Below are 26102 nucleotides of genomic sequence, written 5' to 3'. Positions count from 1 at the left end.
GCAAGGGCGACCAGGATAGGAGCCCCCGCGCGGCGCCCGCTTCGGTGCGGCACCTAGGGAAGTCCCTAGGCCGGCAGGGGAGTTGCGTCCGGTACGGGCGTGCCGTGCGGGCGTGGTGTGCGGCGGGGGGGGCGCCGGGCCGGGCTCACCGCTCCCAGGCGCGCGCCAGCTGGGCCCGCAGCAGGGGCACCGGGCTGTCGTCGTCCCCGTACAGGCGGTCGGCGAGCCGGATCGCGGTGTCGCAGCGGGCCAGGAGCAGTCCGCGCTCGGCCACGGCGGCCGCGTGTCCTGCCCCGGCCGCCACCCGCGCGGCCGCCGCGGCCCCCACCGACAGGGCGAGTCCGGCGATGTCCTCGGCGGGGTCGCCCACGACGGCGTCCGCCCAGTCGAGCACGCCGCTCACTCGGCCGGCTGAGCTCACCAGCAGGTGCTCGCCCTTGAGGTCGTTGTGCAGGACCACGGAGGCGGCGGGCGCGGGGCCGGCCGTGGCGTCGACCGCGAGGCCGCGGGGGACCTCGCCGTCGGCGGCGAGCCGGGCCAGGGCGCGTCCGGCCGCCGCCCCGAGCGCGCCGAGGGCCCGCGGCGCCGACGCGGGCAGCGGGGGAGCGGCGGCCGCGCGCAGCACCCCGAGCAGCCGCGCCAGGTCCCGCTCGCCCTCCGGGCCGACCGCGCGGCGCTCCGCCGATACGCCGGGCAGCCGTACGTCGACGGTGTACGCGCGCCCCGGCGCCCACGAGCCGGACGCGGCGCTCGCGGGCACGTCCACGGACAACAGGGGGCGCAGCGCGTCCCGCAGGGCCAGCTCGCGCCGCTGTCGGACCGACGCGTCCTCGTCCGGGGCGATCCGCAGCACGTACCGGTCGCCGACCCACCAGGTGGAGTGCTCGCCCCCTTCGTCCACGGGCGCGACGGGCAGGTCGTGCGCGTGCGGCAGCGCCTCGCGCACGAGGCCGCGGACGTCGGCGGCGGTGGGCTGACGAGGGGTGGCGCCGGGGTGCATGCCGCCGATCATGGCAGGGGCGGCGCGCCGCGCGAACCGAATACCGCCGCGCGCTTGCCGACCGTGGAGTCCGGACCCCGAGGCGTGCGCCCTCCGGGTGACTCCTGTGCCCCGATACGAGGGTGACGGCGCGTGAAGGCGGTGTTGCCCGCGTCCCCGCGGTGCGCGAGTGTGCTGTGTCATGGACCGTGACAGTCACACTGACTCGTTGTCTTCCTCCCCTCTCCTTCCGGTCTCCCTGACACGCCGTCAACTGCTCGTCGCCGCGGGCGCGGCGGGCGTCGCGGCCACGAGTGCGGCGGGTGTCGCGGCCCCCGCGCCCGCCGTGGCCCGCCCCGACACCGGCGTGTCCCTTTCCTTCACCCGCGCCACCAACGGCTCGGCGACGCTCTCACCCGCGGGTGACCGGCTGATCGCCGAGGTGCAGCACGTCCTGTGGTCCGCCCCGCGCACCGGCGGCGAGGCCGTGCCGCTCACCCCGCCCGGCCTCGAACCCAACCGGCCGGTGTACGCGCCGGACGGCGAGCACATCGCGTTCTGCGCCTACCGAGACGGTGGCTTCCACCTCTGGACCGTGCGCGCCGACGGCACCGACCTGCGCCGGCGGACCGAAGGGCCGTGGGACGACCGGGGCCCGGCCTGGTCGCCCGACGGCACCAGGATCGCCTTCGCCTCCGAGCGGGGCGGCGACCCGGTGGCGGGCAGCGCCTACCGCGTCCACGTCCTCGACCTGCGCACCGGCGAGGTGCACCGGGTCACGGGCGTCCCGGGGCAGGAAGGCCCCTTGCAGGACGGCCGCTGGGAGGACTTCGACCCCGCGTGGACCCCGGACGGCGCACGCATCCTCTTCGTCCGGGCCAAGGGCGTCACCGGCCCCACGGGCGTCACCCTCGAAGCGCGCACGGTCGCCGCCGTACCCGCCCGGGGCACGGGCCCCGTCGTCGTCGAACACACCGAGACCGCGAACGCCCAGGTGATGACCCCGGCCCCGGCCCCGGACGGCCGCCGCCTCGCCTATCTGCGGACCACGCCGGCCCCGAACGCCTCCTGCGCGCTCGTCGTCGACGGCGAACCCGTCGGCGTCCCCGGCGACATCTCGCCCGTGCCGCCCCGCTGGACGAAGGACGGCGAGCTGCTCCTCACCGTCGACGGCCGTTTCGTCCTCGTCCGCCCCGACGCCCCCGGCACACCGCGGCCGATCCCCTTCGAGGGCGTCCTGCCCGTGGACCGGCCCCGCTACCGGGTCAAGGAGTACGACCTCGGCGAGGGCCGGGTGCGCCCGGTGCGGGGCATCCACCTGCCCGCCCTCTCGCCGGACGGCCGGCACGTCGCGTTCGCGGCCCTGAACTCGCTGTGGCTCGCGGGCACCTCGGGCGGCAAGGCGCCGCGCCGCCTGCGCAAGGCGGAGCCCACCCGCTATCTGCTCGGCCCGTCGTGGGCCCGCGACGGCCGCTCCCTGGTGTACGCCGACGACCGCGACGGACTGCTCGGCGTGTACCGGCACGACCTGGCCAGCGGCGCCGAGACCACCCTGGCCACCGGCGGCCGGGTGCACCCGGCGCTCTCGCCCGACGGCAAGCGGCTCGCCTGCCTCGACCTGACCGGGCGGCTCGTCGTCCGCGACCTGGACACCGGCACCGAGCGGGCGCTCGCGGAGCCGCTGGGCGGCGGCGGCCTTCCCGGCCGCCCCAGCTGGTCGCCCGACGGCCGCCACCTCGCGTTCTGCGACCGCAACCGCCTCAGCCTGCGCTTCCGCGAGGGCTACAACCTCGTCCGCGTCGTCGACACCACCAGCGGCACCGCCCGGCTCCACACCGTCGCGCCGCACACCTCCATCGCCGACCGCTACGACTCCGGGCCCGTCTGGTCGCCGGACGGGCGCTGGCTCGCCGTGATCGTCGAGTCCGCCCTGTGCCTGCTGCCCGTGACGGCCGACGGCACCCCGCGCGGCGGGCTCCGCACCCTCACCACCGAACCCGCCGACCACCCCACCTGGTCGGGCGACTCCGCGACCCTGCTCTACCTGTCGGGCACCCGCCTGCGCCTGATCGGCGTCGACGGCGGCCGCGCCCGCACCGTCCGGGTCCCGCTCGACCAGCGCCGCCCTGCCCCCGCCGACACCGTGGTGCACGCCGGACGGCTGTGGGACGGCACCGGGACCACCGTGCGCGAGGACGTCGACGTCGTCGTGCGCCGGGGCCGCGTCGCCGAGGTCGCGCCGCACCGGGCCGCCCGCACGGCAGGGCGCAGGATCGACGCCTCCGACCGCACCGTGCTCCCGGGCCTGTGGGACACGCACACCCACCCCTGGCAGAGCACGTACGGCGGACGGCAGACGGTGGGTCAGCTCACCTACGGCATCACCACCGCCGTGTCGCTGGGCGGCTTCGCCCACGAACAGGCCCGCATCCGCGAGGCGGTGGCCACCGGGCAGCTCGCCGGACCGCGCCTGCTGACCACGGGAGAGCTCCTCGACGGCAGCCGCGTCGCCTACAGCATGGGCCGCGCCCACCGCACCCGGGCGGGGCTCAGACGCTCCCTGGAGCGGGCCGAGCAACTCGACTGGGACTTCGTCAAGACGTACGTACGGGCGCCGGGCTGGATCATGGAGGAGGCGGCGCGCTTCGCCCACGAGCGGCTCGGCGTGCGCAGCGGCAGCCACTTCCTGTCGCCGGGCATCCAGACCGGGCAGGACCTGACGAGCCATCTGCAGGCCACCCAGCGGGCCGAGTTCGGGCACGCCACCACCGCGTCGGGCCGCGCCTACGACGACGTCACCGAGATCTACACCGCGCGCGGCGCGGGCTTCGCGCTCATCGCGACGCCGTTCACGTCCGTGCCCCTGATCGGCGCCGATCCCTCGCTCGCCGACGACCCCCGGGTCACGGCCGTGATGCCGCCGTGGGACGTGGAGAGCGTCCGCAAGTCGGCCGCGACGCCGCCGACCGCCGCCCAGCTCGCCACGCTGCGCACGGAGACCGACGTCTACCGGCGGATCCTCGCCGCGGGCGGACTCGTGGCGCTCGGCACGGACCAGCCCCTCGTGCCCGTCGGCCTGGCCCTGCACATGGGCCTGCGCGCCCTGCACCGGGGCGGGCTCTCCCCGGTCGAGGCGCTGCGCACCGCGACGGTCCTGCCCGCCCGGCTCTTCGGCGTCGACAAGGACCTCGGCACCGTCGAGCGGGGCCGGATCGCCGATCTGACGATCGTCGACGGCGATCCGTTCACCGACTTCGCCACGCTGGTGCGCACGGTCGGGGTGCTGCGCGGCGGCACGCCGTACGAGACCCAGGAGCTGGTGGGGGCCTTCGCGTCGGCGGCCCGCCGCTGTTACAGACCTGTGTCAATTCCCCCTACAACGAACCTGGGCCGCGCGCTGTCTACCAGGGGGAATTAGCCATTAGTACGAAAAAGGAGCGCGCAGCTGTGGGGGAGATAGGCAGACGAGGGGCCGTCGCACTGGGGATCGCCGGAATGGTGGCCCCGCTCGCGATCGCGATGGGGACCGGCACCGCACAGGCCGCGTCGTGCTCGACGCAGACCGGGCCGTACCAGAAGCAGGTCGAGAAGTTCCTCGGCCGTCCGGTGGACGGCAAGCAGTCGGCCGCCGACTGCAAGGCCATCAAGGCCTTCCAGACCAAGCACAAGATCACCCCGAACGCGGGGTACGCGGGCGCCGTCACCTGGGGCGTGATGGACCTGATGAACAAGCAGAAGGCGGTGGGCAACAACCCGAACAAGGCGGGCAAGTGCCCGACCAACAAGGGCCGCATCGCCTGCGTCGACCTGACGCTCCAGCTCAGCTGGATCCAGGACGGCAAGCAGCTCAAGTACGGGCCGGTCCCCGTGCGCACCGGCCGCAACGGCCACGAGACCCGCACCGGCCTGAAGAAGGTCTACTGGCGGGACATCGACCACGTGTCGAGCCTGTACCACGTGCCCATGCCGTACAGCCAGTTCTTCGACGGCGGCCAGGCCTTCCACTCGGTGGGCATCAGCGTCTGGTCCCCGCCGGGCTCGCACGGCTGCGTCAACATGACGAAGAAGGACGCCGTGAAGTACTGGAACATGCTGCGCAAGGGCGACGACGTGTTCGTCTACGGCCGCAAGCCGGGCACCTGATCGGTCCGGGAGCCGCCGAGCGCCGCCGGGAGGGCATCCTCCCGGCGGCGCTCGCGCGTGTGGCCCCGCCGCGGTAGGGGCTCAGACGGAGCGCAGGTACTGGTTCGGAACGTGTACGTCGGCGCCCAGCTCACGGGCGGCCTGCCGGGCGAACGACGGGTTGCGCAGCAGCTCCCTGCCGAGCAGGATCGCGTCGGCCTCGCCGTTGGCGAGGATCTTCTCGGCCTGCGCGGCCTCGGTGATCAGACCCACGGCCGCGACGGGCAGCTCCGTCTCCGTCTTCACCCGGGCGGCGAAGGGGACCTGGTAGTTGGGCCCGCTGGGGATGCGCACGCCCGCGGCGTTGCCGCCGGTGGAGACGTCGAGGAGGTCCACGCCGTGCTCCTTGAGCAGCGGCGCGAGCCGGACGGTGTCGTCGGCGGTCCAGCCCGGCGCGCCGTCCTCCAGCCAGTCCGTGGCCGAGACGCGGAAGAACAGCGGCTTGTCGTCGGGCCACACCGCGCGCACGGCGTCGACGACCTCCAGGGCGAAGCGGGTGCGGCCCGCGAAGTCGCCGCCGTAGGAGTCGGTGCGCCGGTTGCTGTGCGGGGACAGGAACTCGCCGATCAGATAGCCGTGGGCGCCGTGGATCTCGGCGACGTCGAAGCCCGCGTCCAGGGCGCGCCGCGCCGCGTCCGCGAACTCGCCGACGATCTTCCGGATGTCGGCCTCCGTCAGCTCGGTCGGGACGGGGTGGCGCTCGTCGAAGGCCACCGCGCTCGGGGCGACCGGCTGCCAGCCGCCCGCGTCCGGGGCGAGGGGCGCGCCGCCGCGCCAAGTGGCGTCCGTCGACGCCTTGCGGCCCGCGTGCGCGAGCTGGATGCCGGGCACCGCGTGCTGGCCCTTGACGAAGTCGGTGATCCGGCGCAGTGCCGCGACCTGCGTGTCGTTCCAGATGCCGAGGTCCCAGGGGCTGATGCGGCCCTCGGCGCTGACGGCGGTGGCCTCGGTGAGGAGCAGACCGGTGCCGCCGGTGGCGCGCGCCGCGTAGTGGGCCAGGTGCCAGTCCGTGGCGACCCCCGCGTTCGGGCCGCTGGCCTCGGCGGAGTACTGGCACATCGGCGCCATCCAGACGCGGTTGGGGATGGTCAGGTTCCGCAGGGTGTAGGGCTCGAACAGCGCGCTCACGGCGTGCTCCCTTCGGGGGCGGCGAGTGGAACGGGACAGGGGGCGCCACAGGCCGCTCCGGACGCCCCTGCCGTTCGTACGATAGGCACCGTAGTACGGTGAATGTCAAACTACGATGCCCCTCGTACAATGGAAACGCCCCGTACGCACCGTGTACACACATCGGCGCCGCGCAGCCGCGTACGCCCCGCCCCAGTGGAGCCGCCATGACGATCGCAGCCCCGAGCTCGCGTGTGCTCGCGCACCCGGCGCGTGACGAGATCCGCCTCGAAGGCGTGCTGCACGCCCTCTCCGACCCGCTGCGCCTGCTCGTCGTCCGCGAACTGGCCCGGGACGACGCCGGGCTCACGTGCTCGCACTTCGAGCTGCCGGTCACCAAGTCCACCACCACGCACCACTTCCGCGTGCTGCGCGAGGCGGGCGTGATCCAGCAGAACTACCGCGGCACCGCCAAGCTCAACGCCCTGCGCCGCGCCGACCTGGACGCCCTGTTCCCCGGCCTGCTCGACAGCGTCCTGGCCGCGGCGGCACTCCAGGCGGACCGCTTGGCGGACGAGAGCTGAGGCGATGAAGCCCGTCCGGCGTTTGAGGACGAGGCCGCAGGCCGATCAGGGCCGCGGCTCCCTGCCCGCCCCGCCGCTCGCAGCGGATCGCAGACCGGTCCAGTCCGGGATCTTCACCGGCCCGCCGCGCCCGAGCAGCCGCCCCTGCTCGGCCTCGGCCCGCTCGATCGCGAGCCATCCGGACCACTCCACGGGCTCGGTACCCGCCGCCCGCAGCGCGGCGAGCGGCTCGTCCGCGACCGCCCGGCGCGCGAGGGCGGGCGCGTCGTCGAGCAGGGAGAGCGCCGTCTCCTTGGCGCACGGCCGGTTCGTGCCGATCACTCCCGTCGGCCCGCGCTTGATCCAGCCCGCGACGTACTCGCCGCGCGCCACGGCACCGTCGCGCAGCACCCGCCCCGCCGTGTGCGGCACCGTGCCGCTGGACGCGTCGAACGGCAGCCCCTCGATCGGCACCCCGCGGTAGCCGACCGACCGCAGGACGAGCTGCGCCCCGATCTCCTCGTACGCGCCGGAGCCGGTCACACCGCCGCGCCCGTCCGGCAGCGTCCGCTCGAACCGCACGCCGCCCACCCGGCCCGCCGCCTCGGTCAGCTCCACCGGCCGCAGGAAGAACCGCAGCCGGATCCGGCGCGGCAGACCGCGCGCGGGCCGCTCGGCCCAGCCGCGCAGGACCTCCACGTTGCGACGGCTCGCCGCGGGCAGGCCCGCGGGGTCGGTGTAGGCGGGATCGAGGGCCAACTCGTCGGGGTCCACGAGCACTTCGGTGTCCGGAAGGGAGCCGAGCTCCCGCAGCTCCTTGGTGGTGAAGCGCGCCTGCGACGGCCCGCGCCGGCCCACCATGTGGACCTCGCGCACCCGGCTCCCGGCGAGGACGTCGAGCGCCTCGTGCGGCATGTCGGTGGGCAGCAGCTCCGCGGCGCCGCGCGCCAGCATCCGTGCCACGTCCACCGCGACGTTCCCGACGCCGATGACGACGGCCGACGACACGTCCCGCACGAAGCGGTCCTGCGGTCCCGAGCCGTTCACCGCCACGTCCGGGTGGGCGCTGTACCAGGACACGAACTCCGTCGCCGAGTGGCTTCCCGGCAGGTCCTCGCCGGGCACCCCGAGCCTGCGGTCGGTGGCGGCGCCCACGCAGTACACCACCGCGTGGTAGCAGTCGAGCAGCCGGGCCGGGGGCACCGCGCCGGGGCCGATCTCCACGCCGCCGACGAACCGCACGCGCTCGTGCTCCAGGACCGTGCGCAGGGTCCTCTGCAGGGACTTGATCTTCTCGTGGTCGGGTGCCACGCCGTAGCGCACCAGGCCGTACGGGCACGGCAGCCGGTCGAGCACGTCGACCCGCACACCGGGCACGCGGTCCTGCTGGACCAGGCTCTGCGCGGTGTAGACCCCACTCGGACCCGATCCCACGACGGCGACGTGCACGGCGGAACTCCTTCCGCGAGGTGTCTCCGGGGCGCCCTGGTGCCTGGCTGACTTCAGCATCGCACTGGTGCGGGCAAAGGGGGAGGGGGAGGGCGAGGGGGAGGCTGAGGGGGGAGGTCGCGCCGCCGGGAGGCCGCCCCCGGCCGCCGCCGGGCGGCCGCCGGACGCGTCCGCGTGTGCCGCTGACAGGGTGCCCTGCCGTTCGCCGCGTGCGTGCCGCCCTGGCGGAGTGTGACTGTAGGGCTACCGTGCGGCTGTGCTGGAAAGCTCATTTTTCGACGAGAGTGATCATTACCCACGGGTGGCCGAGAGGCCCGGGTGGCCCGGCGCGGACCCGCTGGAGGAGTGGCCTCCGGCCCCGCAGGAGCCCCTGGACCCCCTGGCGTACGACGAGGCGCCGCGGTGGGCGGCGGACCCTTCGGCCGACACGCTCCAGCTGATCACCAGCACCGACGGCCGCCTCGACGCCCGCAGGCCGGGCGGTGAGCCCTCGTCCCTGCTCCACGTCCGCCTCGACCTCGACGGCGCCCACGTCGACGTGCTCGCCGCCGTCTGCGAGGGCCGCGTCGCGATCGAGGACCTGCGGGCGGAGCCGCCGCTGCCGCTGCCCGATCTGGTCGCTCTCGCCGGTCGCATCGAGGGCCCGCTGGCGGACGTCTGCCGGGGCGTCGCCCAGCAGTACGGCCCGGCCGAAGCCTCCTGCCGCGGCGCGCTCGCGGACGAGGCGGCGGCTGCCGCGCGCCGCGCCGGGCCCGCCGAGCAGCGGGGCGATACCGTGCGCCAGGCCGCCGTCGAGGCGTACCGCACGGCGCGCGACGAGGGCCGGGACCCGGTGCTCGCGGTGATGTGCGCGACGGGGCACAGCCGCCGCAAGTCCCTGCGCCTGATCGCGGGCGCGCGGGACGCGGGCCATCTGTCACCGCGTCACCGCCGCCGCTAGGCAGGGCGGCCGGGCCGCGCGGGCCGAGTGACCCGGGCGCGCCGAGTGGGCCGGGCGCGCAGAGGGCTGGGCGCGCCGAGTGGGCCGGGCGGGCCTCAGCCCATCCCGCGCATCCGGTTGATCTCGGCCGTCTGCTGCGCCACGACGTCGTTGGCCATCTCCTCGACCAGGAGGTTGTTGCCCTCCGACAGCGCGTCCGTGGCCATGGTGACGGCCCCCGAGTGATGCGTGATCATCAGCTTCAGGAACAGCTCGTCGAACGCCTCGCCCTCGGCCGCGCGCAACTGCTTGAGCTGTGCGGGCGTGGCCATCCCCGGCATCCCCGCGTGGTCGTGGTGCGCGTTGTGCCCGCGCTTCGCCGCCTTCTTGCCCTGGCTCTTCAACCACCGCTCCATGGCGCCGATCTCCGGCTTCTGGGCGGCCGTGATGCGGTCGGCGAGCCGCTTCACCTTCGTCGACTTCGCCCGCTTCGGCACCAGACGGGTCATCTCCAGGGCCTGGGCGTGGTGCGGGATCATCTTCTCGACGTAGTCGAAGTCCGCCGAGTTCGGGCTGTCGTCGTCGGTTCTCTGCTTCGCCGCCTCCTCGGCCGAGAGCGTGGCGGCCGTCTCCCCGGGCTTGCCCGGAGCGATCACCGAAGGCCCGGGTGAGGAACCGGACTTGGCCTTCGCGTCCGCGTCGGAGCCGGAGTCGCAGGCGCTCAGGACGAGGGCGGCGGCCGCGACGAGCGCGGTCACGGCGGAGGCGCGGGCAACGGTCGTACGGGCGGCGGGCGTACGGCGGTGGGGCACGGCAACCTCCTGGGACGCACGGGGCAGTTGGGTCCGTCCTAGCACGCCGATGAGCATCAGTGATCGGAAGCGTTCATTACGACCGTGTTTCCATCTGTTGATTTGTACATGAGGAGCACGATACTGCGGGTGTCCGTGCACCGTTCACCCCCGAACGGCCACAAGGGAGGAAGCAGTGACTCTGCTGAACGAACCCCGAACCCGGCGTAGACGCCTGGGAGTCGCCACGGCGGCCGCAGGACTCCTCGCCGCGCTGCTCACCGCGGTCCCCGCGGCGGCGACTCCGGACCCCGGTGACACCCCCAAGGCGCCGAAGAAGGTGTCGAAGTCCGATGCCGCCGACACCCGGCGGGCCATCCGGGACGGAAAGATCCCCGCGCCCGACGAGATAGTCCACTCCGACAACATCGAGCACCTCGGCAACATACCCAAGGACGCGCTGCCCGGCACCAACTCGGACCTCGCCTTCCAGGGCAAGTACGCCTTCGCCGGGAACTACGACGGCTTCCGCATCTTCGACATCAGCAACCCGAAGAAGCCCGAGACCGTCGCGCAGGTGCTCTGCCCGGGATCGCAGAACGACGTCTCGGTCTCCGGCGACCTGCTCTTCCTGTCGACCGACTCCTCGCGCAGCGACAGCTCCTGCGCCAGCACCACGCAGCCCGCCACGGAGAAGTCCTCCTGGGAGGGCATGAAGGTCTTCGACATCAGCGACAAGCGCAACCCGCGCTACGTCGCCGCCGTCGAGACCGCCTGCGGCTCGCACACCCACACGCTGGTGCCCGAGCGCCGCAACGTCTACGTCTACGTCTCCTCGTACTCGCCGAGCGCGGCGTTCCCCGACTGCCAGCCGCCGCACGACGGCATCTCCGTGATCAAGGTGCCGCGCAAGGCACCGCAGAAGGCGGCGGTCGTCGGCTTCCCCGTCCTGTTCCCCGGCGAGGGCCCGGACGGCGGCGGCAACCCGGGCTCGCCCACCAACCCGGGCGTCTCCAAGACCACCGGCTGCCACGACATCACCGTGCTGCCCTCGGAGGACCTCGCCGCGGGCGCCTGCATGGGTGACGGGATCCTGTTCTCCATCAAGGACCCCGAACGCCCCAAGGTCATCGACCGCGTCCAGGACAACGTGAACTTCGCGTTCTGGCACTCGGCGACCTTCAACCAGGACGCCGACAAGGTCGTGTTCACCGACGAGCTCGGCGGTGGCGGCGGCGCCACCTGCAACGCCGAGATCGGCCCGAACCGCGGCGCCGACGGCATCTACGAGATCAAGGGCTGGGGCGACAAGCGCAAGCTGGTCTTCAAGAGCTACTTCAAGATCCCGCGCCACCAGGCGGACACCGAGAACTGCGTGGCCCACAACGGCTCGCTGATCCCGGTCAAGGGCAAGGACCTCATGGTCCAGGCCTGGTACCAGGGCGGCGTCTCCGTATGGGACTTCACGAATTCGGCCAAGCCCAAGGAGATCGCCTACTTCGAGCGCGGCCCGCTCTCCGCGGACCAGCTCGTCGGCGGCGGCTCGTGGTCGGCGTACTATTACAACGGCCACATCTACTCGAACGACATGGTCAAGGGCTTCGACGTGCTGAAGCTCAACGACAAGCGCACGGACCCGGCCAAGCGCGTGCGGCTGCGCGAGCTCAACGTGCAGACGCAGCCGGAGTACTTCCGCGGGCACTGACCCGTCCGCTCCGGTGAGGTCTAGAACGTCCCGTCGGGCGGTTCGTCGCCCGGCGGGACGCCGAGCTTCCAGTCGAGTCCGTAGCGCTGGAAGAGCTCCGCGCGCAGCCGCTCGAAGGGCATCGGCGCCCCCGGGATGAGCAGCGCGAACACCGCGCCCATGAGCAGGGCGCGCAGCATCGGGTAGTCCGTCTCCACGTCCGGCGAGCCGTGCCGGACCATGGCGTCGCGCAGCAGGAACGCGAGGCGCTGCTGCTCGGGGCACTGCACGAACCCGTCGGCCTGGAGGATGCCCGCCATGTGCGTGCGCATCAGGACCGGGCGGTCCCGGGCCAGGCCGAGGATCGCGTCGATGGCACGGGCCAGGAGCTCGTCCCCGTCCTCGGTGCGCGGCTCCCGCTCCAGGCCCTCCTGGAGCGTCAGGTGCATCAGCCGGTGCACGGCCGACTGCAGGAGCTGGCGCTTTCCCGGGAAGTAGTACGACACGAGGCCGCGCGCGGAGCCGGCGCGATCGGCGATGTCCGCGAGCGTCGTCGCCTCGTAGCCGTGCTCGCCCACCAGGTCCACCGTGGCCTGCAGAAGCCGCTCGCGGGAACGCCGTCGCAACTCTTCATTGACCGATGGGCTACGCGGGGACATCCTGTAACTCCTGCGTTGACTGGCTCACAGCCAATATACTCAGGGCGTCCCGGCCCGGGCCGACATGGGCCGGGGCTGCCTGGGGCAGGCAACACCGCGGGGGAGTGTTGCCTGCCCTTAGGCGTGCCCGGAGTCCGGTCATCGCGGGCCCGGTCGGCGCGGCCGTCTTCTTCCTCCGCATTTCTCCCTCATCCCCCTTGCTGTCCCCATTCACCCCGTACGCCCTGTTCTTCCTTTCTCTCCTCGCCGATCCGGCTCTGTCTCCTTACAGTGGGGCCGGGGGGTCGAGGAGGCGCTTGAACATGGACCAACAGCAGATTCTGGCGCGGATCACGGAGATGGTCGACGCCGAGAAGACCCTCCGGGAATCGCTCGCGTCCGGGGCGATCGACGAGGCCACGGAGCGGGCCCGCCTGGGCGACCTGGAGCGGGAGCTCGACCAGTGCTGGGACCTGCTGCGCAGACGGCGGGCCAAGGAGGAGTTCGGCGGCGACCCGGACGCGGTCCGGGTGCGCCCCGCCGCGCAGGTCGAGCAGTACGAGTCCTGAGCGCCCGCGCCGCCCGCTCACGCCGGGCCCGGGGTGCCTCCCTCGCCCGTCAGAGCCAGGGCCAGGACCGGGCGCAGCGCGTCGGGGCGCCGGGACACCGGCAGATGGGGCACGAAGTGCACGGCGCAGCCGAGGGCGGCCGCGCCGCCGTCCGCGCGCCGGTCGTCGCCGACCATCAGGGTGTCCGCGGGGTCCACGCCGAGCGCGTCGCAGCCGTGCGCGAAGAGGCGGGCGTCGGGCTTCTGGACGCCGTGCTCGTACGACAGCACGTACGCGTCCACGTACGGGTCGAGGCCGTGCGTGCGGAAGACGGGCCGCGGGTCCCAGCCGATGTTGCTCACGACGCCGACGCGCACCCCGCGCTCCCGCAGCTCGCGCAGGACGTCGAGCGCGTCGGGGTAGGGCCGCCAGGCCTCCGGGGTCATGTGCCGGTCGTAGAGCGCGTCGTACAGGCCCGGATCGGGCAGCGGCACGGTCCTGGCGAGGCCGGTGTACGCGGCGCGGTGCAGCTCCGCGCTCTCGTCGCGGCGCGCGACCAGGCCGGCGAGGTGCCCGGGCGCGTCCGGGGTCGGCGAGCCGCCCGGCAGCGCGCCCGCGCGGTCGAGGGCCAGCGCGAGCCGCGCCTCCTCGTCCGGCGGCAGGGCGATCCCGCGCGCGACGAGCGCGGCCCGTAGCCAGGACGCCGTGGACTCGACGCGGAACAGCGTCCCGGAGAAGTCGAACAGCACGCCCTTGACCGCCATGCCGCGATCCTCCGGGACCGCCCGGCGCGGGGTCAAGCATCACCCGCCGCCCCCGCGGTCACGGAGCGCTGTGGGCCCGCCCGTCCGGCACCGGCGGTCGTGCGGCGGGCGCGTAGCGGTCGTACAGCGCGATCGCCGCGGTGACGATCAAGGCGCCGAACAGCCAGCCCGCCACCACGTCCGAGGCCCAGTGGACGCCCAGCCACACCCGGGTGAGGCCGACGCCGACGACGGACACCACGGCCACGGCCAGGGCGGTGCGCCACACGGCAGCCCGCACGCCGTACCGGCGGAGCAGCCACAGGAGAAGCCCGCACACCACGGCCGCGGTCAGCGCGTGTCCGGACGGGAAGGCCGCGTAGCGCGCGGAGTCCACCGGGTCGGGCCAGACCGGGCGCTCCCGGCCGACCGCCGCCTTTATGCCCTGCTGCAGCAGCGTGCCCACCAGGCAGGTCGCCGCGAGCCACAGCGCGAGCCACCACGCCCGCTGCGCGACGAGCCACAGCACGACGGCCGTGCACAGGGCGCGCATCGTCCACGGGTCCCACACCCAGTCCGTGAGGACGCGGGCGGCCTGGGTGAGGTCCCGGTGGGCCACCGCCCAGCGGTGCGTGGTCCGCGCGATGTCGTCGTCCAGGCTGAGCAGCGGCTGCCATTCGGCGGACACCAGGACGAGCAGCAGCAGCGAGGGGAGCGCGAGCAGCACCGCCGCACGGGCGGCGCGGGACGGCGTGGGAGGCGTCGGGGGAGGCGCGGAATCCATGGGTCGATCCTGACCGATGCCCGGCGGCGACACCTAACCGAGCGCGCGCAGTGCCGGGACGAACGCCACCAGGAGCGGTACGACCGGCACGAGCGCGGCCGCCGCGGTCAGCCGCAGACGGCGCCCCGCGGTGAGCCGGGGACGGGCGGCGAGCAGTCGGTGCACCCGGGCAGGCACATGGGCCTGCGGGGTCGGGCAGGGCCCGAACACGCCCCGGTCCTCGTTGAGTTCGACGAGGGCGAGGGCGATGGTCAGGCGCCCGAAGCGGCGCGAGGCCACGTCGTCGGCGGCCAGTTCCACGAGCCGGTGCATCTCGTCGCGGAACGCGGCGAACACCGGCACCTGCGGGAAGCCCGCGGCGAGCGCGCCGGAGCAGTGCAGCAGCCAGTCGTGCCGGGCCTCGGCGTGGCCCTGCTCGTGGGCGAGCACCGCGTCGAGCTGACGGCCCTTCAGGCGGCGCAACGCGGCCGTGGTGATGACCAGTTGGGGCGCGGTGCCGGGCAGCCACCAGGCGTCCGGGCGCTCGCCCTCCAGGACGACGAGCCGGTCGGCGCCGGGCTCCTCGCCGGGCAACAGCGGTGCGCGCACGACCAGTTCGGCGCGCCGCTTGGCCCGCCGGGTCCGGGCGCGGGCGATCTCGCGCGTGAGCATCACGGCCGTCCAGACGCCCCCGCAGGCGAGCGCCACCGCCGTCACCGTGGCCCAGGGCGTCGGCCCGAGTGCGTACGCCTCGACCACGCCGTGCGGCGCGGGCGCGAACAGCTGACCGCGCACGGCCTGCCAGGCGGCGGCCGCGCTGAACGTCATCGACAGGGCGCAGCAGAGCAGCACGCCCGCCACCACGCACTGCCAGGCCCACAGCGCGACCACCGGTTCGCGCTCCGGCCAGTCCGCTCGCGCGAGCATCCGGGGAGCGACGACGGCGGTCAGCGCGGCAAGGAGCAACAGCGCGACGGGGACCATCATGGGTCAACCCTATGAGGGGCACGCCTCATGAGGGTATGGACCTTCGCCGTGAAGTGACGTACGCCACGACGGGGGCCGCGGGTTCGGGGCCGCGCTCATGGGGTGAGGGTCGCGCTCACAGAGTGAGGAGCATGGCGATCATGCCCATGCTCATCGCCAGGCGGCACACCAGGGCCAGCTCCGGCCGGTCCGCCCAGCGGATGACACCGGCCTCCGGGGTGACCACCGCCCCCACCGGCGCGAGCCGCGCGCCCGAGGCGAGCACGTGCGTGGTGAAGTACAGCAGCAGGGCGCCGGTCAGCACCGGGACGCCCGTGTCGCCGTGGCCGCCGCCGGGGGCCGAGAGCATCGCCGCCGACATGTAGACCATCGCGGCGGCGCCCACCAGGTGGTGGACGTGATGGCCGGAGCGCCGCGTCGTCCACGCCGCGCGCAGGCCGATGGCGGTGAACACCGTCGCGTACGCGAGCCACGCGCCCCGGGGTGGGGACAGTGCGGCCGCGGGGACGGCCATCAGCGCCATGCCGAAGCCCATCAGCGCCTCGCCGCCGGCCGCGCGGCGCTGCTCCTCGACACGGCTGCGCATCCGCAGCAGGCAGTAGGCACCGCTCGCCGCGCAGAGCGCCACGAGCAGCCAGCTCGCCGAACCGGGTCCGTGCACCGGGCACCTCCTCGATCGACGGACGACGCCGATGACGAGTCGATGCCCGGCGCGAGGGCGGCGTACGGGAGCGCACGGGTGTACGGCGGGAGCGCGACGGGGGAGCGGAAGGGGCTCGGGGTTGGTTGGAGGGCCCGTCGGAGGGCCGATCGGAGGGTCGGCCGCCGGGTCGGCCGCGGGTTCGGTCGCCGGGTTCGGTCTCAAGGGTGGCTGCGGGCTCGAATCCGGGCCATTTATTTTTCAGGTAAAACACTTGCTAACCTTCTCGTCATGAGCAGCACCCCGCCTCCGGCCCCGGCCCGCACCTCGTCCCCCGCCCCGCCTCCGGCCCGTCCCTCGCTGCGCGCGCACGTCCGCCGGCTGCCGCTCGCCGGTGTGCTGCGCCTCGGCAAGCCGTCGGACATCTGGTTCAAGCCCGCGACGAGCGTCCTCGTCGCCATGGCGATCCCCCATCTGACGCTGCTCGCCCTCGGCCGCCTGGACCTCGTGATGTACACGATGGCCGGGTCGCTCTGCGCCCTGTACGCCCACCAACTGCCGTACGCCGCACGGGCCCGCGCCCTCGCCTGGGTCGTCGCGGGGATGGCCGCGAGCGTGGCGGCGGCCCTGACCACGGCCGCGCTCGCGCCCGGCGCGGTGGTGCTCGTGGGGGTGGGCGCGCTGCTCGCCGCCGCCCAGAAGGCGCTCTGCGACGCCACCCGCATCGGCCCGCCCGGCCACCTGATCTTCACCTTCGTCAGCTCCGCGTGCCTGTTCGCGCCGCAGCGCATCGGCCAGGTGCCCGGCCATCTCGCCCTGACGCTCGGCGCCGGGGCCGTGGCCTGGCTCGTCGGCATGGCGCCCGCGGTGCTGCGCCCGCACGGCCCCGAGCGGCGCGCCACCGCCCGGGCACTGCGCGCGGCCGCCGCCCACGCCGACGCCGTGGCGGCCGACGCGTCCGGACCCGCGGCCGTGCGGGCCCGTGCCGCCGCTGCTGAAGCCGTCCACGCCGCCTGGCAGTCCCTGCACGCCACCCGCACCGACCCGACCCGGACCGCGCTGCACCGGCTCGCGGCGACCGCGGAGGAGGCCCTCGCCGCGCCCGCCCCCGGTGACCCCGTGCGGCTGCGGGCCCTGGCCGGGGCGCTGCGCGGCACCGGGACCGTCCCGGGCGTCGGCGCCGCGCCCGCGCACCCTCCGCTGGAGCGGGCCGACGCGGCCGGGGCCGCGGTGCCGCTGTGGCGGCGGCTCGCGCCCGGATCGCCGCTCCTGCCGGTCGCGCTGCGCACCGCCGTCGGCTGCGCCCTCGCCGGGTACGCGGCGCTCGCGCTCGGCGTGGGCCGCCCCTACTGGGCGCTGGTCACCGCCGCGTCCCTGTACCAGGCCAACGTCACCCTGACCTGGAGCCGCGGCGTGCAGCGCGTCGTCGGCAACGTCGTGGGCGTGGCCGCCTTCGCCGCGCTCGTGCCGCTCGCGCACCACGGCCACGCCGCGCTGATCGTGTGCGGGCTGCTGTGCGCCTTCGGCGCGGAGGCGCTGATCTCCCGCAACTACTGGCTCGGCTGTGTGTGCGTGACGCCGATGGCGCTGCTCGTCACCGAGTTCGGGCGCTTCCAGGACCCCGGTGGGCTGATCGCCGACCGCGTCGTGGACACCCTGCTCGGCGCGGTGCTCGGCCTGGTCGCCGCCGTGGCCGTCACCAACCGGCGGGCCGCCGACCACATCGAGCACGCCATCGCCGCCGCGGACCGCGCCCGCGACCACGCCGAACGCGCCCTGACGGGACCCGCCCCCGAGCTGCCCCGGGCCCGGCGCCGGCTGACCGCGAGCCTCGTCGCCCTGCGCGCCGCCCACGACACGGCCGTGGGCGAGTGGTGGCAGCGCGAGCTCCCCGCCCGCCGGGTGGCCGACGCCGAGCGGGCCGGGCACCGTACGCTCGCGGCTACGGTACGTGGTGGGCCGCGGGCCGCCGAGGGCGCGCGGCCGTGACACCGGCGGCATGAGCACGAGGAGTGGGGCACGGGGATGACGAGTGGGTACGGCCGGGCGGGTGCGGGCGACACGATGGCCACGGTGGTCCGCCAGTGGCGGCAGGTGCATCCGGGCGTCGACACCGCGCCGATGGAGATCATCGGCCGCATCAACCGCTGCGCGGCCCTCCTCCAGCAGGCGGAGGACGCCCCGCTGCGCCGGGCGGGCCTGACCCGCCCGGAGTTCGACCTGCTCGGCGCCCTGCGCCGCACCGGCCACGAGCTGACCCCCGGCGAGCTGGCCCGCGAGACCTTCTCGTCGGGCGCGGCGGTCACCAAGCGCCTCAAGCAGCTCCAGGAGCGCGCCCTGATCGACCGCCGCCCCGACACGCGGGACCGCCGCGTCGCGCACGTCCGCCTCACCGACGCGGGCCGCGACCTCGTCGACGCCGTACTGCCCGACCAGCTGGCGTACGAGACGACGGTGCTCGCGGGCCTCGCGGGCGACGGCCAGGAGCGCCTCGGGACGCTCCTGGGCGAGCTGCTCAGCCAGCTGGAGGGGCGGCTCGGCGTCCCGCGCGGCTGACGGCTCCGGGACACGCCTCAAGGGCGGTAGCGCAGGGGATGGTCCTCCGGCACCTCCACCACCGCGATGCGCACCCCGTCGGGGTCGGCGATCCACATCTCGACCAGGCCCCAGGGCTCTTTGACCGGGGGCCGGAGGATCTCCACGCCGCGCGCGGCGAGGTCCTCGTGCGCGGCTTCCGCGTCCGCGACCTGGAGCCACAGTTGCAGCGTGGGCGACGGCGGTTGCGCGGAGCGGCCGGAAACCTCGAGGAAGCCGCCGCCGAGGAAGTACACCGTGCCGCGTTCGGGCCCCGTGCCGAACTCGCGGTGGACCGCGAGCCCCAGGTCCGTGCCGTAGAAGGTCCGTGAGCGCTCCGGGTCGGTGGGGCGCAGGAGGATTCTGCTGCTGAGTACGTGCACCATGCGGCCGCACCTTAGTCCCGGGTTACGCTCGGCGGTGCGTGCGAGGGCGCAGGAGTTCCGCACGCGACGGCACCGCAGCACCAGCAGATCGGAGACACGCTCACATGGCCACCGCCCCGCACCCGAGCACGCACGACGACCTCACCTTCCGCGACGCCACCGAAGCCGACGTGGAAGCGCTGGTCGGGCTGATCGAGTCGGCGTACCGCGGCGACGACAGCCGTGCCGGGTGGACCACGGAGGCGGACATCCTCGACGGCCGGCGCACGGATCCCGAGGGCGTCGCCGAGGTCATCACCTCGCCCGACAGCAAGCTGCTCGCCGTGGAGCGCGAGGGCCGCATCGTCGCCTGCTGCCAGCTCGAACACCGGGGGGACCACGTCTACTTCGGGATGTTCGCCGTCAGCCCGGCACTCCAGGGCGCGGGCCTCGGCAAGGTCATCATGGCGGAGGCGGAGCGGACCGCGCGGACCGCGTGGGGCGCCCGCGAGATGCACATGACCGTGATCTCCGTACGGGACGAGCTCATCGCCTGGTACGAGCGGCGTGGCTACCGCCGTACGGGAAAGATGAGCCCCTTCCCATACGGCGACGAGCGCTTCGGCATTCCGCAGCGCGACGACCTGCAGTTCGAGCTCCTGGTGAAGCAGATCGGCTGAGCTGGAGACCGCTGCGGCGGGCACGGCTGCGGCGCACACGGGCGACACGGACCGGCCGGAACGGGTCCCCGCGGGGCGCTTCAGGCGGTGAAGCGCCCCGTCCGTTTGATGTCCGGGTAGTCCGTCGTCGCGCCGTCGAGCTGGAGCGCGCGCACCAGGCGCAGATCGTCCTGGGTGTTCACGACCCAGCCGATGATCCTGAGGTCGGCCTTGCGCGCGCGCTCGACGATCTCCAGGGTCAGCCGGCGGATGTTCAGGACCAGCGTGGTGGCGCCGACCGCGGTGGCGCGCTGGACCACGTCCACGCCGTAGCGGCTGGCGACGAGCGCGGTGCGCACGCCGGGGACGAGCCGGGCGATCTCGGCGATCGCCTCGTCGTGGAAGGACAGCACCTCCACCCGCCCGACCAGGTCCCGCGCGTGCATGACGTCGGCGAGGGCGCGCGCGGCCGCCACGTCCTTGATCTCGGCCTGTAGCGGCGCCCGGACGGCGTCGAGGACCTCCTCGAAGACGGGGACGCGCTCGCCCAGGCCCGCGTCGAGCTCGCGCAGCTCGGCGAGGGTCTTCTCGGCGATGGGCCCGGAGCCGTCGGTGGTGCGGCGCACGTCGGCGTCGTGCATGACGACGAGGGCGCCGTCCTTGCTGAGGTGCAGGTCCAGTTCGATGACGTCCAGGCCAGCGGCTTGCGCGGCGACGAACGACCGCAAGGTGTTCTCGGGCTCGACGCCCATGACACCGCGATGTCCGATGGTGAGGAAGTTCAAGGTCACTCGCTTCCGTCGACGGCGGCTCGGCTCCGCGCGGTGCGGAGGCAGGGGACCGCGCGGCTCGGCCGCAGCCTAATCGCCCGCTTCCACGACGGGATCGTCCCTGCGGGGCGGAGCGGAATCATCCGGTCTGGTGCCCACGATGCCCAGGATGAGTCCGGTGATGACGGCGGCGACAAGAACGGCGCGGGTGCTCAACGGTTCGGCGCTCCCTGCGGCGGGGACGGCTGACCCGGCCCGTCCTACCGCCGCGGGCACCGGGACCGCGAGCGGTCTCACCCGTGGGTGGGCGCGTCGGCCGGGGGTTGACCCGCCCGCCTGCGGGTGCGCCGGGCCAGCTCCTGGGCCTGGGCCGCCGCCTTGGCCTCCATGGCGTACGTGTCGACGTACTCCTGGCCCGAGAGCTCCAGGATCGCGTACATGATCTCGTCCGTGGCGGCCCGCAGCGCGGCGCGCTGGTCCTCCATGCCCGCGTACTTGGAGAAGTCGATCGGCCTGCCGAAGCGCAGGGTGATCGGCACGATGCTCGGCACCCGGCGGCCCGCGGGCTGGGCCTCGAACGTGCCGATCATGGCGCACGGGATCACGGGCGCGCCGGAGCGGAGCGCCATCGCGGCCACGCCCACCTTGCCCTTGTACAGGCGCCCGTCGTGCGAGCGCGTGCCCTCGGGGAAGATGCCGAGGAGGCCGCCCCGGTCGAGCACGCCGAGCCCGGCCTCGACGGCGGCCTGCCCGGCGCCGTTGCCGGACCGGTCCACGGGGATCGCGCCGATGCCCCGGAAGAACGCGGCGGCGACGCGGCCCCGCAGGCCCTTGCCCGTGAAGTACTCCTTCTTGGCAAGGAAGTTGATGCGCCGCCGCAGCGTCACGCCCAGCAGGAACTGGTCGCAGAACGACTGGTGGTTCCCCGCCACGATCGCGGCGCCGTGGGCCGGGACGTTGCCGAGCCCCTCGATGCGCGGCCGGAACAGCCACCGCAGCAGCGGTATCAGGACGACGCACCTGAACAAGGCATAGAACATTCTGCTGATCCCCTCCTCGACTGCCCCCGCGCCCGGGCACGCTAGCGGCCTTTCGTGACGGGAGGGAGAAGGCGAATCGAGCCAGCGGGAGAGAGGCCGGTCATGCGGCTGAAAAGCGTGCGAGTCATGGTGCGCTGAACAATTGGAGGGGTGAAAGGTTGGGATGCGTAGCGCCTGTATACGAGGGTGCCGTCGGCCCGCTGATCTGGGGTGATGTCGGTGGGGGTGGTCCTCGGCAGGATGCGGGCGGTGTTCATTCATTCCCCTGGGGAAGGGTGTTTCTCGGTGCTCTTCCCTCCCTTTCTCCGCTTTTCCGCTCCCGCCCCCGGCGCGTTTTCCGGCGTGTGCGGCTTTGGCGTGTGGCCGTACTCGTGGATTTTGCCTTCGGGGCAATGCCGCGGTCTTGCGCGGGCCGGCCGTCCCTCCGCGTGACGCGCGGGCCGCCCGGGGCGGGAGGTGTCCGACCGCCCGGAGCGGGAAACAGTGGAGGAGGCGCCCACCCCGGCGTCGATCGACAGGAAAAACAGCGGTGCAGCGGAGGGCTGGCAGGATAATTTCCCGGATCCCCTCTTGAAACGGAGAAGCTCGCACACATACGCTGCTCATACGCGAGGTTCTCCCGTGGAGGATGGGACATGACGGAAATTCTTGTGCAGACGGTGGCGGACAGCCCCGGGGCTTCCCGTGACGGGCGTGTGGTGGACCACCCGGCCTGGCCGGTGCTCAAGGGTGTCGTCGAGCGGATCAGGCCCTGGCAGTCCAAGGACGGCTCGATCGACTTCGAGCGCGAGGGCGCGCCGTCGCAGGCCGACGCCGGGCAGGCGGTCGACGCCCTCATAGCCGCGGTCGAGGACCTCGCCCCGCTGCTTCCGCACGACGCCGGGTACCTCACGGCGCTGGTGGCCGACCTGCGGAAGTGGGTCCACGACGGCTTCCGGGTGCCGGACTTCCTCGACTCGCTGCTCGCCTTCCACCCGGCGGCCCGTCGCGAGGACGGCCTGCAGCACCTCGTGGTCTTCCCCATGTACACGCAGAACGGCAACCCGGACCGCAACTTCGAAGCGGTCGTGCTGCGCATGGTGTGGCCCGAGTGGCTCGCCGAGTTGGAGCGCACGCGCTACGACAACCCGCTGTTCTGCGGCATCACCTTCGAGGACTTCACGGCCGGGTACGACACGAACTCGGCGGTGCTCTTCCCCGAGACGATCGCCGTGCGCGAGGCCCCCGAGCGCTTCACCTGGGGCGGCATCTTCTGCGACCGCGAGGCCGCCCGCTTCCGCCGGGTCACCGAGGCCGCCGTGGACATCCTGGGCATCGAGCTGCCGGACGACATCCGGGCCATGGTCGCCGACCAGGCCCGCTGCCAGGAGGCGTTCGTCCTGTGGGACATGGTCCACGACCGCACCCACAGCCACGGCGACCTGCCCTTCGACCCCTTCATGATCAAGCAGCGCCAGCCCTTCTGGATGTACGGCCTCGAGGAACTGCGGTGTGACCTCACCGCCTTCAAGGAGGCCGTGAAGCTGGAGGCCGAGGGCGTGCCCCAGGCCCGCGACGTGCAGTACGCGGTGCTCTTCGACCGGATGTTCCGCTTCCCGGTCACCGGTGACCGCGTGCGCAACTACGACGGCGTCGGCGGCCAGCTGCTCTTCGCGTACCTGCACAAGCACGACGTCATCCGCTGGACCGACAACAAGCTGAAGATCGACTGGCAGCGCGCCCCGGAGATCACCAACCAGCTCTGCGCGGAGATCGAGAAGCTCTACCGCGACGGCATCGACCGGCCCAAGCTCGTGCACTGGCTGGCCGGCTACCAGCTGGTTTCCGCCTATCTGGCCCCGCACCCCGGCTCGCGCTGGGCCAAGGGCCCGGAGGCCCTGGACACGTCGCTCCCGCCGCGCAAACTGGTCGACGACGTGCTTCCCGACGAATTTCCGCTCAGCATGTTCTATGAGGCGCTCTCCAAGAAGCTCAAGCACGTGATCGCCTCCACCAAGGGGATCACCGCTGAGTCCGGCGCCGAGACGGTGGCCGCGTGAGCGGCCGCAACAAGGAGGCGAGGGCCATGTCCGCACTCGACGGAGCCGTGATCGCGGTGGCGGGGGCCGCAGGCCCCGCAGGGCGGGCCACCCTGCTGCGCCTCGCGGAGGCCGGGGCGACCGTGGTCGCGTCCGACGCCGACGCCTCGCGCCTCGCGGAGGCCGTGGACGCGGCGCGCTACGCGCACGGCGGCGCCACGGTCACCGGTGACACGGTGGACCTGCTCGACCTGGGCGCCGCACGGGCCTGGGCCGACCGCACGGAGAAGGAGTACGGCCGGATCGACGGCCTGGTGCACCTCGTCGGCGGCTGGCGCGGCAGCTCCTCGTTCGCCGAGACCGACCTCGGCGACTGGGACGTCCTCGAAGACCTCCTGATCCGCACGGTGCAGCACACGTCGCTCGCCTTCCAGGGCGGCCTCCAGCGCGGCGGCAACGGCCGCTACCTGCTGATCAGCGCCGCGGGCGCGGGCAAGCCGACCGCGGGCAACGCGGCGTACGCGGCCGCGAAGTCCGCCGCCGAGGCCTGGACGCTCGCGCTCGCCGACGCCTTCCGCAAGGAGGGGGGCGAGGACGGCCCGCACGCCGCGGCTGCCATCCTGATCGTGAAGGCGCTGGTGCACGACGCGATGCGCGCGGAGCGCCCCAACGCGAAGTTCGCGGGCTTCACCGACGTCAAGGAGCTGGCCGAGGCCATCGCCGGCGTCTGGGAGCGACCCGCATCGGATGTGAACGGGAAACGTCTGTGGCTGACCGAGAAGCCGTGAACCCTCCGAAGACCGACGCCAGGCGGCATCACGACCCCGGCGTCCGCGGCTTCGCGAGCGACAACTACGCGGGTGCGCACCCGGAGGTCATGGCCGCGCTGGCCCTCGCCAACGGCGGCCACCAGGTCGCCTACGGCGAGGACGAGTACACCGACCACCTCCAGCAGGTCATCCGCGGCCACTTCGGCGCGGGCGCCGAGGCGTTCCCGGTCTTCAACGGCACCGGTGCCAACGTCGTCGCCCTGCAGGCGGTCACCGACCGCTGGGGCGCGGTGATCTGCGCGGAGAGCGCGCACATCAACGTGGACGAGGGCGGCGCCCCCGAGCGCATGGGCGGTCTGAAGCTGCTCACCGTGCCGACGCCGGACGGCAAGCTCACCCCCGAGCTGATCGACCGGCAGGCGTTCGGCTGGGACGACGAGCACCGCGCGATGCCGCAGGTGGTCTCGCTCGCGCAGAACACCGAGCTGGGCACCCTGTACACGGTGGACGAGATACGCGCGATCGTCGACCACGCCCACGGCCTCGGCATGCTGGTGCACCTCGACGGCGCCCGCCTGGCCAACGCGGCCGCCGCGCTCGACGTGCCGATGCGGACGTTCACGAACGCCGTCGGCGTCGACATCCTCTCGCTGGGCGGCACGAAGAACGGCGCGCTGTTCGGCGAGGCCGTCGTCGTCCTCAACCGCGACGCGGTGCGCAACATGAAGCACCTGCGCAAGCTGTCCATGCAGCTCGCCTCCAAGATGCGCTTCGTCTCGGTGCAGTTCGAGGCGCTGCTCGCCAAGGACCTGTGGCTGCGCAACGCCCGGCACGCCAACGAGATGGCCCAGCGCCTCGCCGAGGGCGTCCGCGCGGTGCACGGCGTGGAGATCCTCTACCCCGTGCAGGCCAACGCCGTCTTCGCGCGGCTGCCGCACGACGTCAGCGAGCGCCTCCAGAAGCGGTTCCGCTTCTACTTCTGGGACGAGGCCGCGGGCGACGTCCGCTGGATGTGCTCCTTCGACACCACGGAGGACGACGTCGACTCCTTCGTGGCGGCGTTGAAGGAGGAGATGGCGCGCTAGCCGCGCCCGTCCCCGGAGCGTCAGCGCCCGGCACAGCCATCCCTGAAGTTGCATAGGTATGCGGCCGATCGAAAAGTCATTGACTCAAGATCGGCCGCTTTCCTATGCTCGCGGCTCATGGAGCTGATCCAGGAGAACCCAGATCTTTCCGCCTACCTCGCGGCGGACGAAGCCATCGACCACACGCACCCGCTGGTCCGGCAGACCGCCGCACGCCTGGCCGAGGCGAGTGCCGACTCATACGTATACGCTCGCAAGGCCTACGAATTCGTCCGCGACGCCATCCCGCACTCCGCCGACGCCGACGACCTGCGCGTGACGTGGCGCGCCTCCGACGTCCTGGAGCGGCGCACCGGCATCTGCCACGCCAAGGCGCACGCGCTCGCCGCGCTGCTGCGCGCCGAGGACATCCCCACGGCCCTGTGCTACCAGCGGCTCCTTCACGACGACGGCAGCGCCTTCGCGCTCCACGGCCTCGTCGCCGTACGTCTCGACGGGGCCTGGCACCGCCAGGACCCGCGCGGCAACAAGCCCGGTGTGGACGCGCAGTTCTCCCTCGACGGCGAGCGGCTCGCCTTCCCGGTGGACGCGGCCGCCGGAGAGGTCGACTACCCGACGCTGTACGCCGAGCCGAACCCGGTGACGCTGGAGATCATGCGGGCGGCCCCGGACCGCACCTACCTCTGGGCGAAGCTGCCGGAGGAACTCCCTCGTACCCAGGAGTGAAACATCGGATGTGGTGGCCCGATGCATGACACTGGCACCTCTTGAGGGAGCCTTTCCAGCGCGACGGACAGTGAGTCATCCGATCTATTCCTGTCGGATCGC

At 73.5% G+C, this 26102-nt stretch carries 25 protein-coding genes; 13 read left to right on the top strand and 12 right to left on the bottom strand.

Features of this window, described 5'->3' with window-relative positions; all coding sequences use genetic code 11:
- Positions 1-145: 145 nt before the first annotated feature.
- Positions 146-1000, bottom strand: coding sequence for an aminoglycoside phosphotransferase family protein (locus IG74_RS0109915; protein ID WP_030673025.1), 855 nt, complete (start codon positions 998-1000; stop codon positions 146-148).
- Between the two features lie 181 nt (positions 1001-1181).
- On the opposite strand from IG74_RS0109915, the gene IG74_RS0109910 reads away from it, so the two are divergent.
- Entirely contained in the window at positions 1182-4397 is a 3216-nt protein-coding gene (locus IG74_RS0109910) for an amidohydrolase family protein (RefSeq protein ID WP_078868690.1), read from the top strand.
- Positions 4398-4426: 29 nt separating this feature from the next.
- Complete coding sequence (locus IG74_RS0109905; RefSeq protein WP_030673019.1) at positions 4427-5122, top strand: L,D-transpeptidase family protein; 696 nt, start codon at positions 4427-4429, stop codon at positions 5120-5122.
- Between the two features lie 81 nt (positions 5123-5203).
- Here the strand turns inward: IG74_RS0109905 and IG74_RS0109900 are convergent, their stop codons facing one another.
- Positions 5204-6289 (bottom strand): NADH:flavin oxidoreductase/NADH oxidase, encoded by a 1086-nt coding sequence (locus IG74_RS0109900; protein WP_030673016.1) that lies wholly within the window; start codon positions 6287-6289, stop codon positions 5204-5206.
- Positions 6290-6495: 206 nt separating this feature from the next.
- Here IG74_RS0109900 and IG74_RS0109895 point away from each other — a divergent pair, with 206 nt between their 5' ends.
- Entirely contained in the window at positions 6496-6852 is a 357-nt protein-coding gene (locus IG74_RS0109895) for an ArsR/SmtB family transcription factor (RefSeq protein WP_030673013.1), read from the top strand.
- A 45-nt stretch (positions 6853-6897) separates the two neighbouring features.
- Here IG74_RS0109895 and IG74_RS0109890 read toward each other — a convergent pair whose 3' ends face one another.
- A complete protein-coding gene (locus IG74_RS0109890) occupies positions 6898-8340 on the bottom strand; it encodes an FAD-dependent oxidoreductase (RefSeq protein WP_051854737.1) in 1443 nt (480 codons plus the stop codon).
- A gap of 241 nt (positions 8341-8581) precedes the next feature.
- Between IG74_RS0109890 and IG74_RS0109885 the strand changes: the two genes are divergently transcribed.
- Positions 8582-9220: a DUF6214 family protein gene (locus tag IG74_RS0109885; RefSeq protein ID WP_324607495.1), complete on the top strand. Its 639-nt coding sequence runs from the start codon at positions 8582-8584 to the stop codon at positions 9218-9220.
- Between the two features lie 95 nt (positions 9221-9315).
- On the opposite strand, the gene IG74_RS0109880 is transcribed toward IG74_RS0109885, so the two are convergent.
- Positions 9316-10011, bottom strand: coding sequence for a DUF305 domain-containing protein (locus IG74_RS0109880; RefSeq protein ID WP_030673004.1), 696 nt, complete (start codon positions 10009-10011; stop codon positions 9316-9318).
- Positions 10012-10186: 175 nt separating this feature from the next.
- On the opposite strand from IG74_RS0109880, the gene IG74_RS0109875 reads away from it, so the two are divergent.
- A complete protein-coding gene (locus IG74_RS0109875; RefSeq protein WP_030673001.1) occupies positions 10187-11695 on the top strand; it encodes an LVIVD repeat-containing protein in 1509 nt (502 codons plus the stop codon).
- Positions 11696-11715: 20 nt separating this feature from the next.
- On the opposite strand, the gene IG74_RS0109870 is transcribed toward IG74_RS0109875, so the two are convergent.
- Positions 11716-12333, bottom strand: coding sequence for a TetR/AcrR family transcriptional regulator (locus IG74_RS0109870; RefSeq protein WP_030672998.1), 618 nt, complete (start codon positions 12331-12333; stop codon positions 11716-11718).
- Positions 12334-12635: 302 nt separating this feature from the next.
- Between IG74_RS0109870 and IG74_RS0109865 the strand changes: the two genes are divergently transcribed.
- On the top strand, positions 12636-12881 hold the full coding sequence (locus IG74_RS0109865) for a DUF2630 family protein (protein WP_030672994.1): 246 nt from the start codon (positions 12636-12638) through the stop codon (positions 12879-12881).
- Positions 12882-12898: 17 nt separating this feature from the next.
- On the opposite strand, the gene IG74_RS0109860 is transcribed toward IG74_RS0109865, so the two are convergent.
- The 4 genes from IG74_RS0109860 to IG74_RS0109845 all read right to left on the bottom strand — a co-directional run bounded on the left by IG74_RS0109860 (position 12899) and on the right by IG74_RS0109845 (position 16014).
- Positions 12899-13624: an HAD family hydrolase gene (locus IG74_RS0109860; RefSeq protein WP_030672990.1), complete on the bottom strand. Its 726-nt coding sequence runs from the start codon at positions 13622-13624 to the stop codon at positions 12899-12901.
- A 58-nt stretch (positions 13625-13682) separates the two neighbouring features.
- Positions 13683-14387, bottom strand: coding sequence for a phosphatase PAP2 family protein (locus tag IG74_RS0109855; RefSeq protein ID WP_051854736.1), 705 nt, complete (start codon positions 14385-14387; stop codon positions 13683-13685).
- A 33-nt stretch (positions 14388-14420) separates the two neighbouring features.
- A complete protein-coding gene (locus IG74_RS0109850) occupies positions 14421-15353 on the bottom strand; it encodes a M56 family metallopeptidase (RefSeq protein ID WP_030672984.1) in 933 nt (310 codons plus the stop codon).
- Between the two features lie 115 nt (positions 15354-15468).
- Entirely contained in the window at positions 15469-16014 is a 546-nt protein-coding gene (locus IG74_RS0109845; protein ID WP_030672981.1) for a DUF5134 domain-containing protein, read from the bottom strand.
- Between the two features lie 270 nt (positions 16015-16284).
- On the opposite strand from IG74_RS0109845, the gene IG74_RS0109840 reads away from it, so the two are divergent.
- Both IG74_RS0109840 and IG74_RS0109835 read left to right on the top strand, forming a co-directional pair.
- The gene (locus tag IG74_RS0109840; RefSeq protein WP_078868688.1) at positions 16285-17982 is read left to right on the top strand and encodes an FUSC family protein; all 1698 of its coding nucleotides are present in this window, start codon (positions 16285-16287) and stop codon (positions 17980-17982) included.
- Between the two features lie 36 nt (positions 17983-18018).
- On the top strand, positions 18019-18549 hold the full coding sequence (locus IG74_RS0109835; protein ID WP_030672975.1) for a MarR family winged helix-turn-helix transcriptional regulator: 531 nt from the start codon (positions 18019-18021) through the stop codon (positions 18547-18549).
- A gap of 17 nt (positions 18550-18566) precedes the next feature.
- Here the strand turns inward: IG74_RS0109835 and IG74_RS0109830 are convergent, their stop codons facing one another.
- On the bottom strand, positions 18567-18953 hold the full coding sequence (locus tag IG74_RS0109830) for a VOC family protein (protein WP_030672972.1): 387 nt from the start codon (positions 18951-18953) through the stop codon (positions 18567-18569).
- Between the two features lie 104 nt (positions 18954-19057).
- Between IG74_RS0109830 and IG74_RS0109825 the strand changes: the two genes are divergently transcribed.
- Positions 19058-19612: a GNAT family N-acetyltransferase gene (locus IG74_RS0109825; protein WP_030672969.1), complete on the top strand. Its 555-nt coding sequence runs from the start codon at positions 19058-19060 to the stop codon at positions 19610-19612.
- An 80-nt stretch (positions 19613-19692) separates the two neighbouring features.
- Here the strand turns inward: IG74_RS0109825 and IG74_RS0109820 are convergent, their stop codons facing one another.
- Positions 19693-20376, bottom strand: coding sequence for a glycerophosphodiester phosphodiesterase (locus tag IG74_RS0109820; RefSeq protein ID WP_030672966.1), 684 nt, complete (start codon positions 20374-20376; stop codon positions 19693-19695).
- A 278-nt stretch (positions 20377-20654) separates the two neighbouring features.
- Positions 20655-21401, bottom strand: a complete 747-nt coding sequence (locus IG74_RS0109815; protein WP_030672963.1) for a lysophospholipid acyltransferase family protein — start codon at positions 21399-21401, stop codon at positions 20655-20657.
- A gap of 635 nt (positions 21402-22036) precedes the next feature.
- Here IG74_RS0109815 and IG74_RS0109810 point away from each other — a divergent pair.
- The 4 genes from IG74_RS0109810 (at position 22037) to IG74_RS0109795 (ending at position 26000) form a co-directional block, all read left to right on the top strand.
- Complete coding sequence (locus IG74_RS0109810) at positions 22037-23440, top strand: DUF6421 family protein (protein ID WP_030672958.1); 1404 nt, start codon at positions 22037-22039, stop codon at positions 23438-23440.
- A gap of 26 nt (positions 23441-23466) precedes the next feature.
- Positions 23467-24207 carry an SDR family NAD(P)-dependent oxidoreductase gene (locus tag IG74_RS0109805; protein WP_030672955.1) on the top strand — a complete coding sequence of 247 codons (741 nt, stop codon included), beginning with the start codon at positions 23467-23469 and terminating at the stop codon, positions 24205-24207.
- Positions 24204-25274: a threonine aldolase family protein gene (locus IG74_RS0109800; protein ID WP_030672952.1), complete on the top strand. Its 1071-nt coding sequence runs from the start codon at positions 24204-24206 to the stop codon at positions 25272-25274. The genes IG74_RS0109805 and IG74_RS0109800 overlap by 4 nt, the downstream gene beginning before the upstream one ends.
- Before the next feature lie 117 nt (positions 25275-25391).
- A complete protein-coding gene (locus IG74_RS0109795; RefSeq protein ID WP_030672949.1) occupies positions 25392-26000 on the top strand; it encodes a transglutaminase domain-containing protein in 609 nt (202 codons plus the stop codon).
- Positions 26001-26102 lie beyond the last annotated feature (102 nt).

Source organism: Streptomyces sp. NRRL B-1347 (assembly GCF_000720325.1).
Classification (GTDB): domain Bacteria; phylum Actinomycetota; class Actinomycetes; order Streptomycetales; family Streptomycetaceae; genus Streptomyces.
This window is presented reverse-complemented; position numbering and strand designations above follow the sequence as displayed.

Bases quoted from the DNA above. Each gene is read 5' to 3' on its own strand.
- IG74_RS0109895 (WP_030673013.1), top strand. From the start codon at position 6,496: ATGACGATCGCAGCCCCGAGCTCGCGTGTGCTCGCGCACCCGGCGCGT.
- IG74_RS0109840 (WP_078868688.1), top strand. From the start codon at position 16,285: ATGAGCAGCACCCCGCCTCCGGCCCCGGCCCGCACCTCGTCCCCCGCC.
- IG74_RS0109810 (WP_030672958.1), top strand. From the start codon at position 22,037: ATGACGGAAATTCTTGTGCAGACGGTGGCGGACAGCCCCGGGGCTTCC.
- IG74_RS0109805 (WP_030672955.1), top strand. From the start codon at position 23,467: ATGTCCGCACTCGACGGAGCCGTGATCGCGGTGGCGGGGGCCGCAGGC.
- IG74_RS0109825 (WP_030672969.1), top strand. From the start codon at position 19,058: ATGGCCACCGCCCCGCACCCGAGCACGCACGACGACCTCACCTTCCGC.
- IG74_RS0109890 (WP_051854737.1), bottom strand. From the start codon at position 8,340: ATGCTGAAGTCAGCCAGGCACCAGGGCGCCCCGGAGACACCTCGCGGA.
- IG74_RS0109860 (WP_030672990.1), bottom strand. From the start codon at position 13,624: ATGGCGGTCAAGGGCGTGCTGTTCGACTTCTCCGGGACGCTGTTCCGC.
- IG74_RS0109815 (WP_030672963.1), bottom strand. From the start codon at position 21,401: ATGTTCTATGCCTTGTTCAGGTGCGTCGTCCTGATACCGCTGCTGCGG.
- IG74_RS0109870 (WP_030672998.1), bottom strand. From the start codon at position 12,333: ATGTCCCCGCGTAGCCCATCGGTCAATGAAGAGTTGCGACGGCGTTCC.
- IG74_RS0109835 (WP_030672975.1), top strand. From the start codon at position 18,019: ATGACGAGTGGGTACGGCCGGGCGGGTGCGGGCGACACGATGGCCACG.
- IG74_RS0109855 (WP_051854736.1), bottom strand. From the start codon at position 14,387: ATGGATTCCGCGCCTCCCCCGACGCCTCCCACGCCGTCCCGCGCCGCC.
- IG74_RS0109850 (WP_030672984.1), bottom strand. From the start codon at position 15,353: ATGATGGTCCCCGTCGCGCTGTTGCTCCTTGCCGCGCTGACCGCCGTC.
- IG74_RS0109865 (WP_030672994.1), top strand. From the start codon at position 12,636: ATGGACCAACAGCAGATTCTGGCGCGGATCACGGAGATGGTCGACGCC.
- IG74_RS0109830 (WP_030672972.1), bottom strand. From the start codon at position 18,953: ATGGTGCACGTACTCAGCAGCAGAATCCTCCTGCGCCCCACCGACCCG.
- IG74_RS0109910 (WP_078868690.1), top strand. From the start codon at position 1,182: ATGGACCGTGACAGTCACACTGACTCGTTGTCTTCCTCCCCTCTCCTT.
- IG74_RS0109795 (WP_030672949.1), top strand. From the start codon at position 25,392: ATGGAGCTGATCCAGGAGAACCCAGATCTTTCCGCCTACCTCGCGGCG.
- IG74_RS0109915 (WP_030673025.1), bottom strand. From the start codon at position 1,000: ATGCACCCCGGCGCCACCCCTCGTCAGCCCACCGCCGCCGACGTCCGC.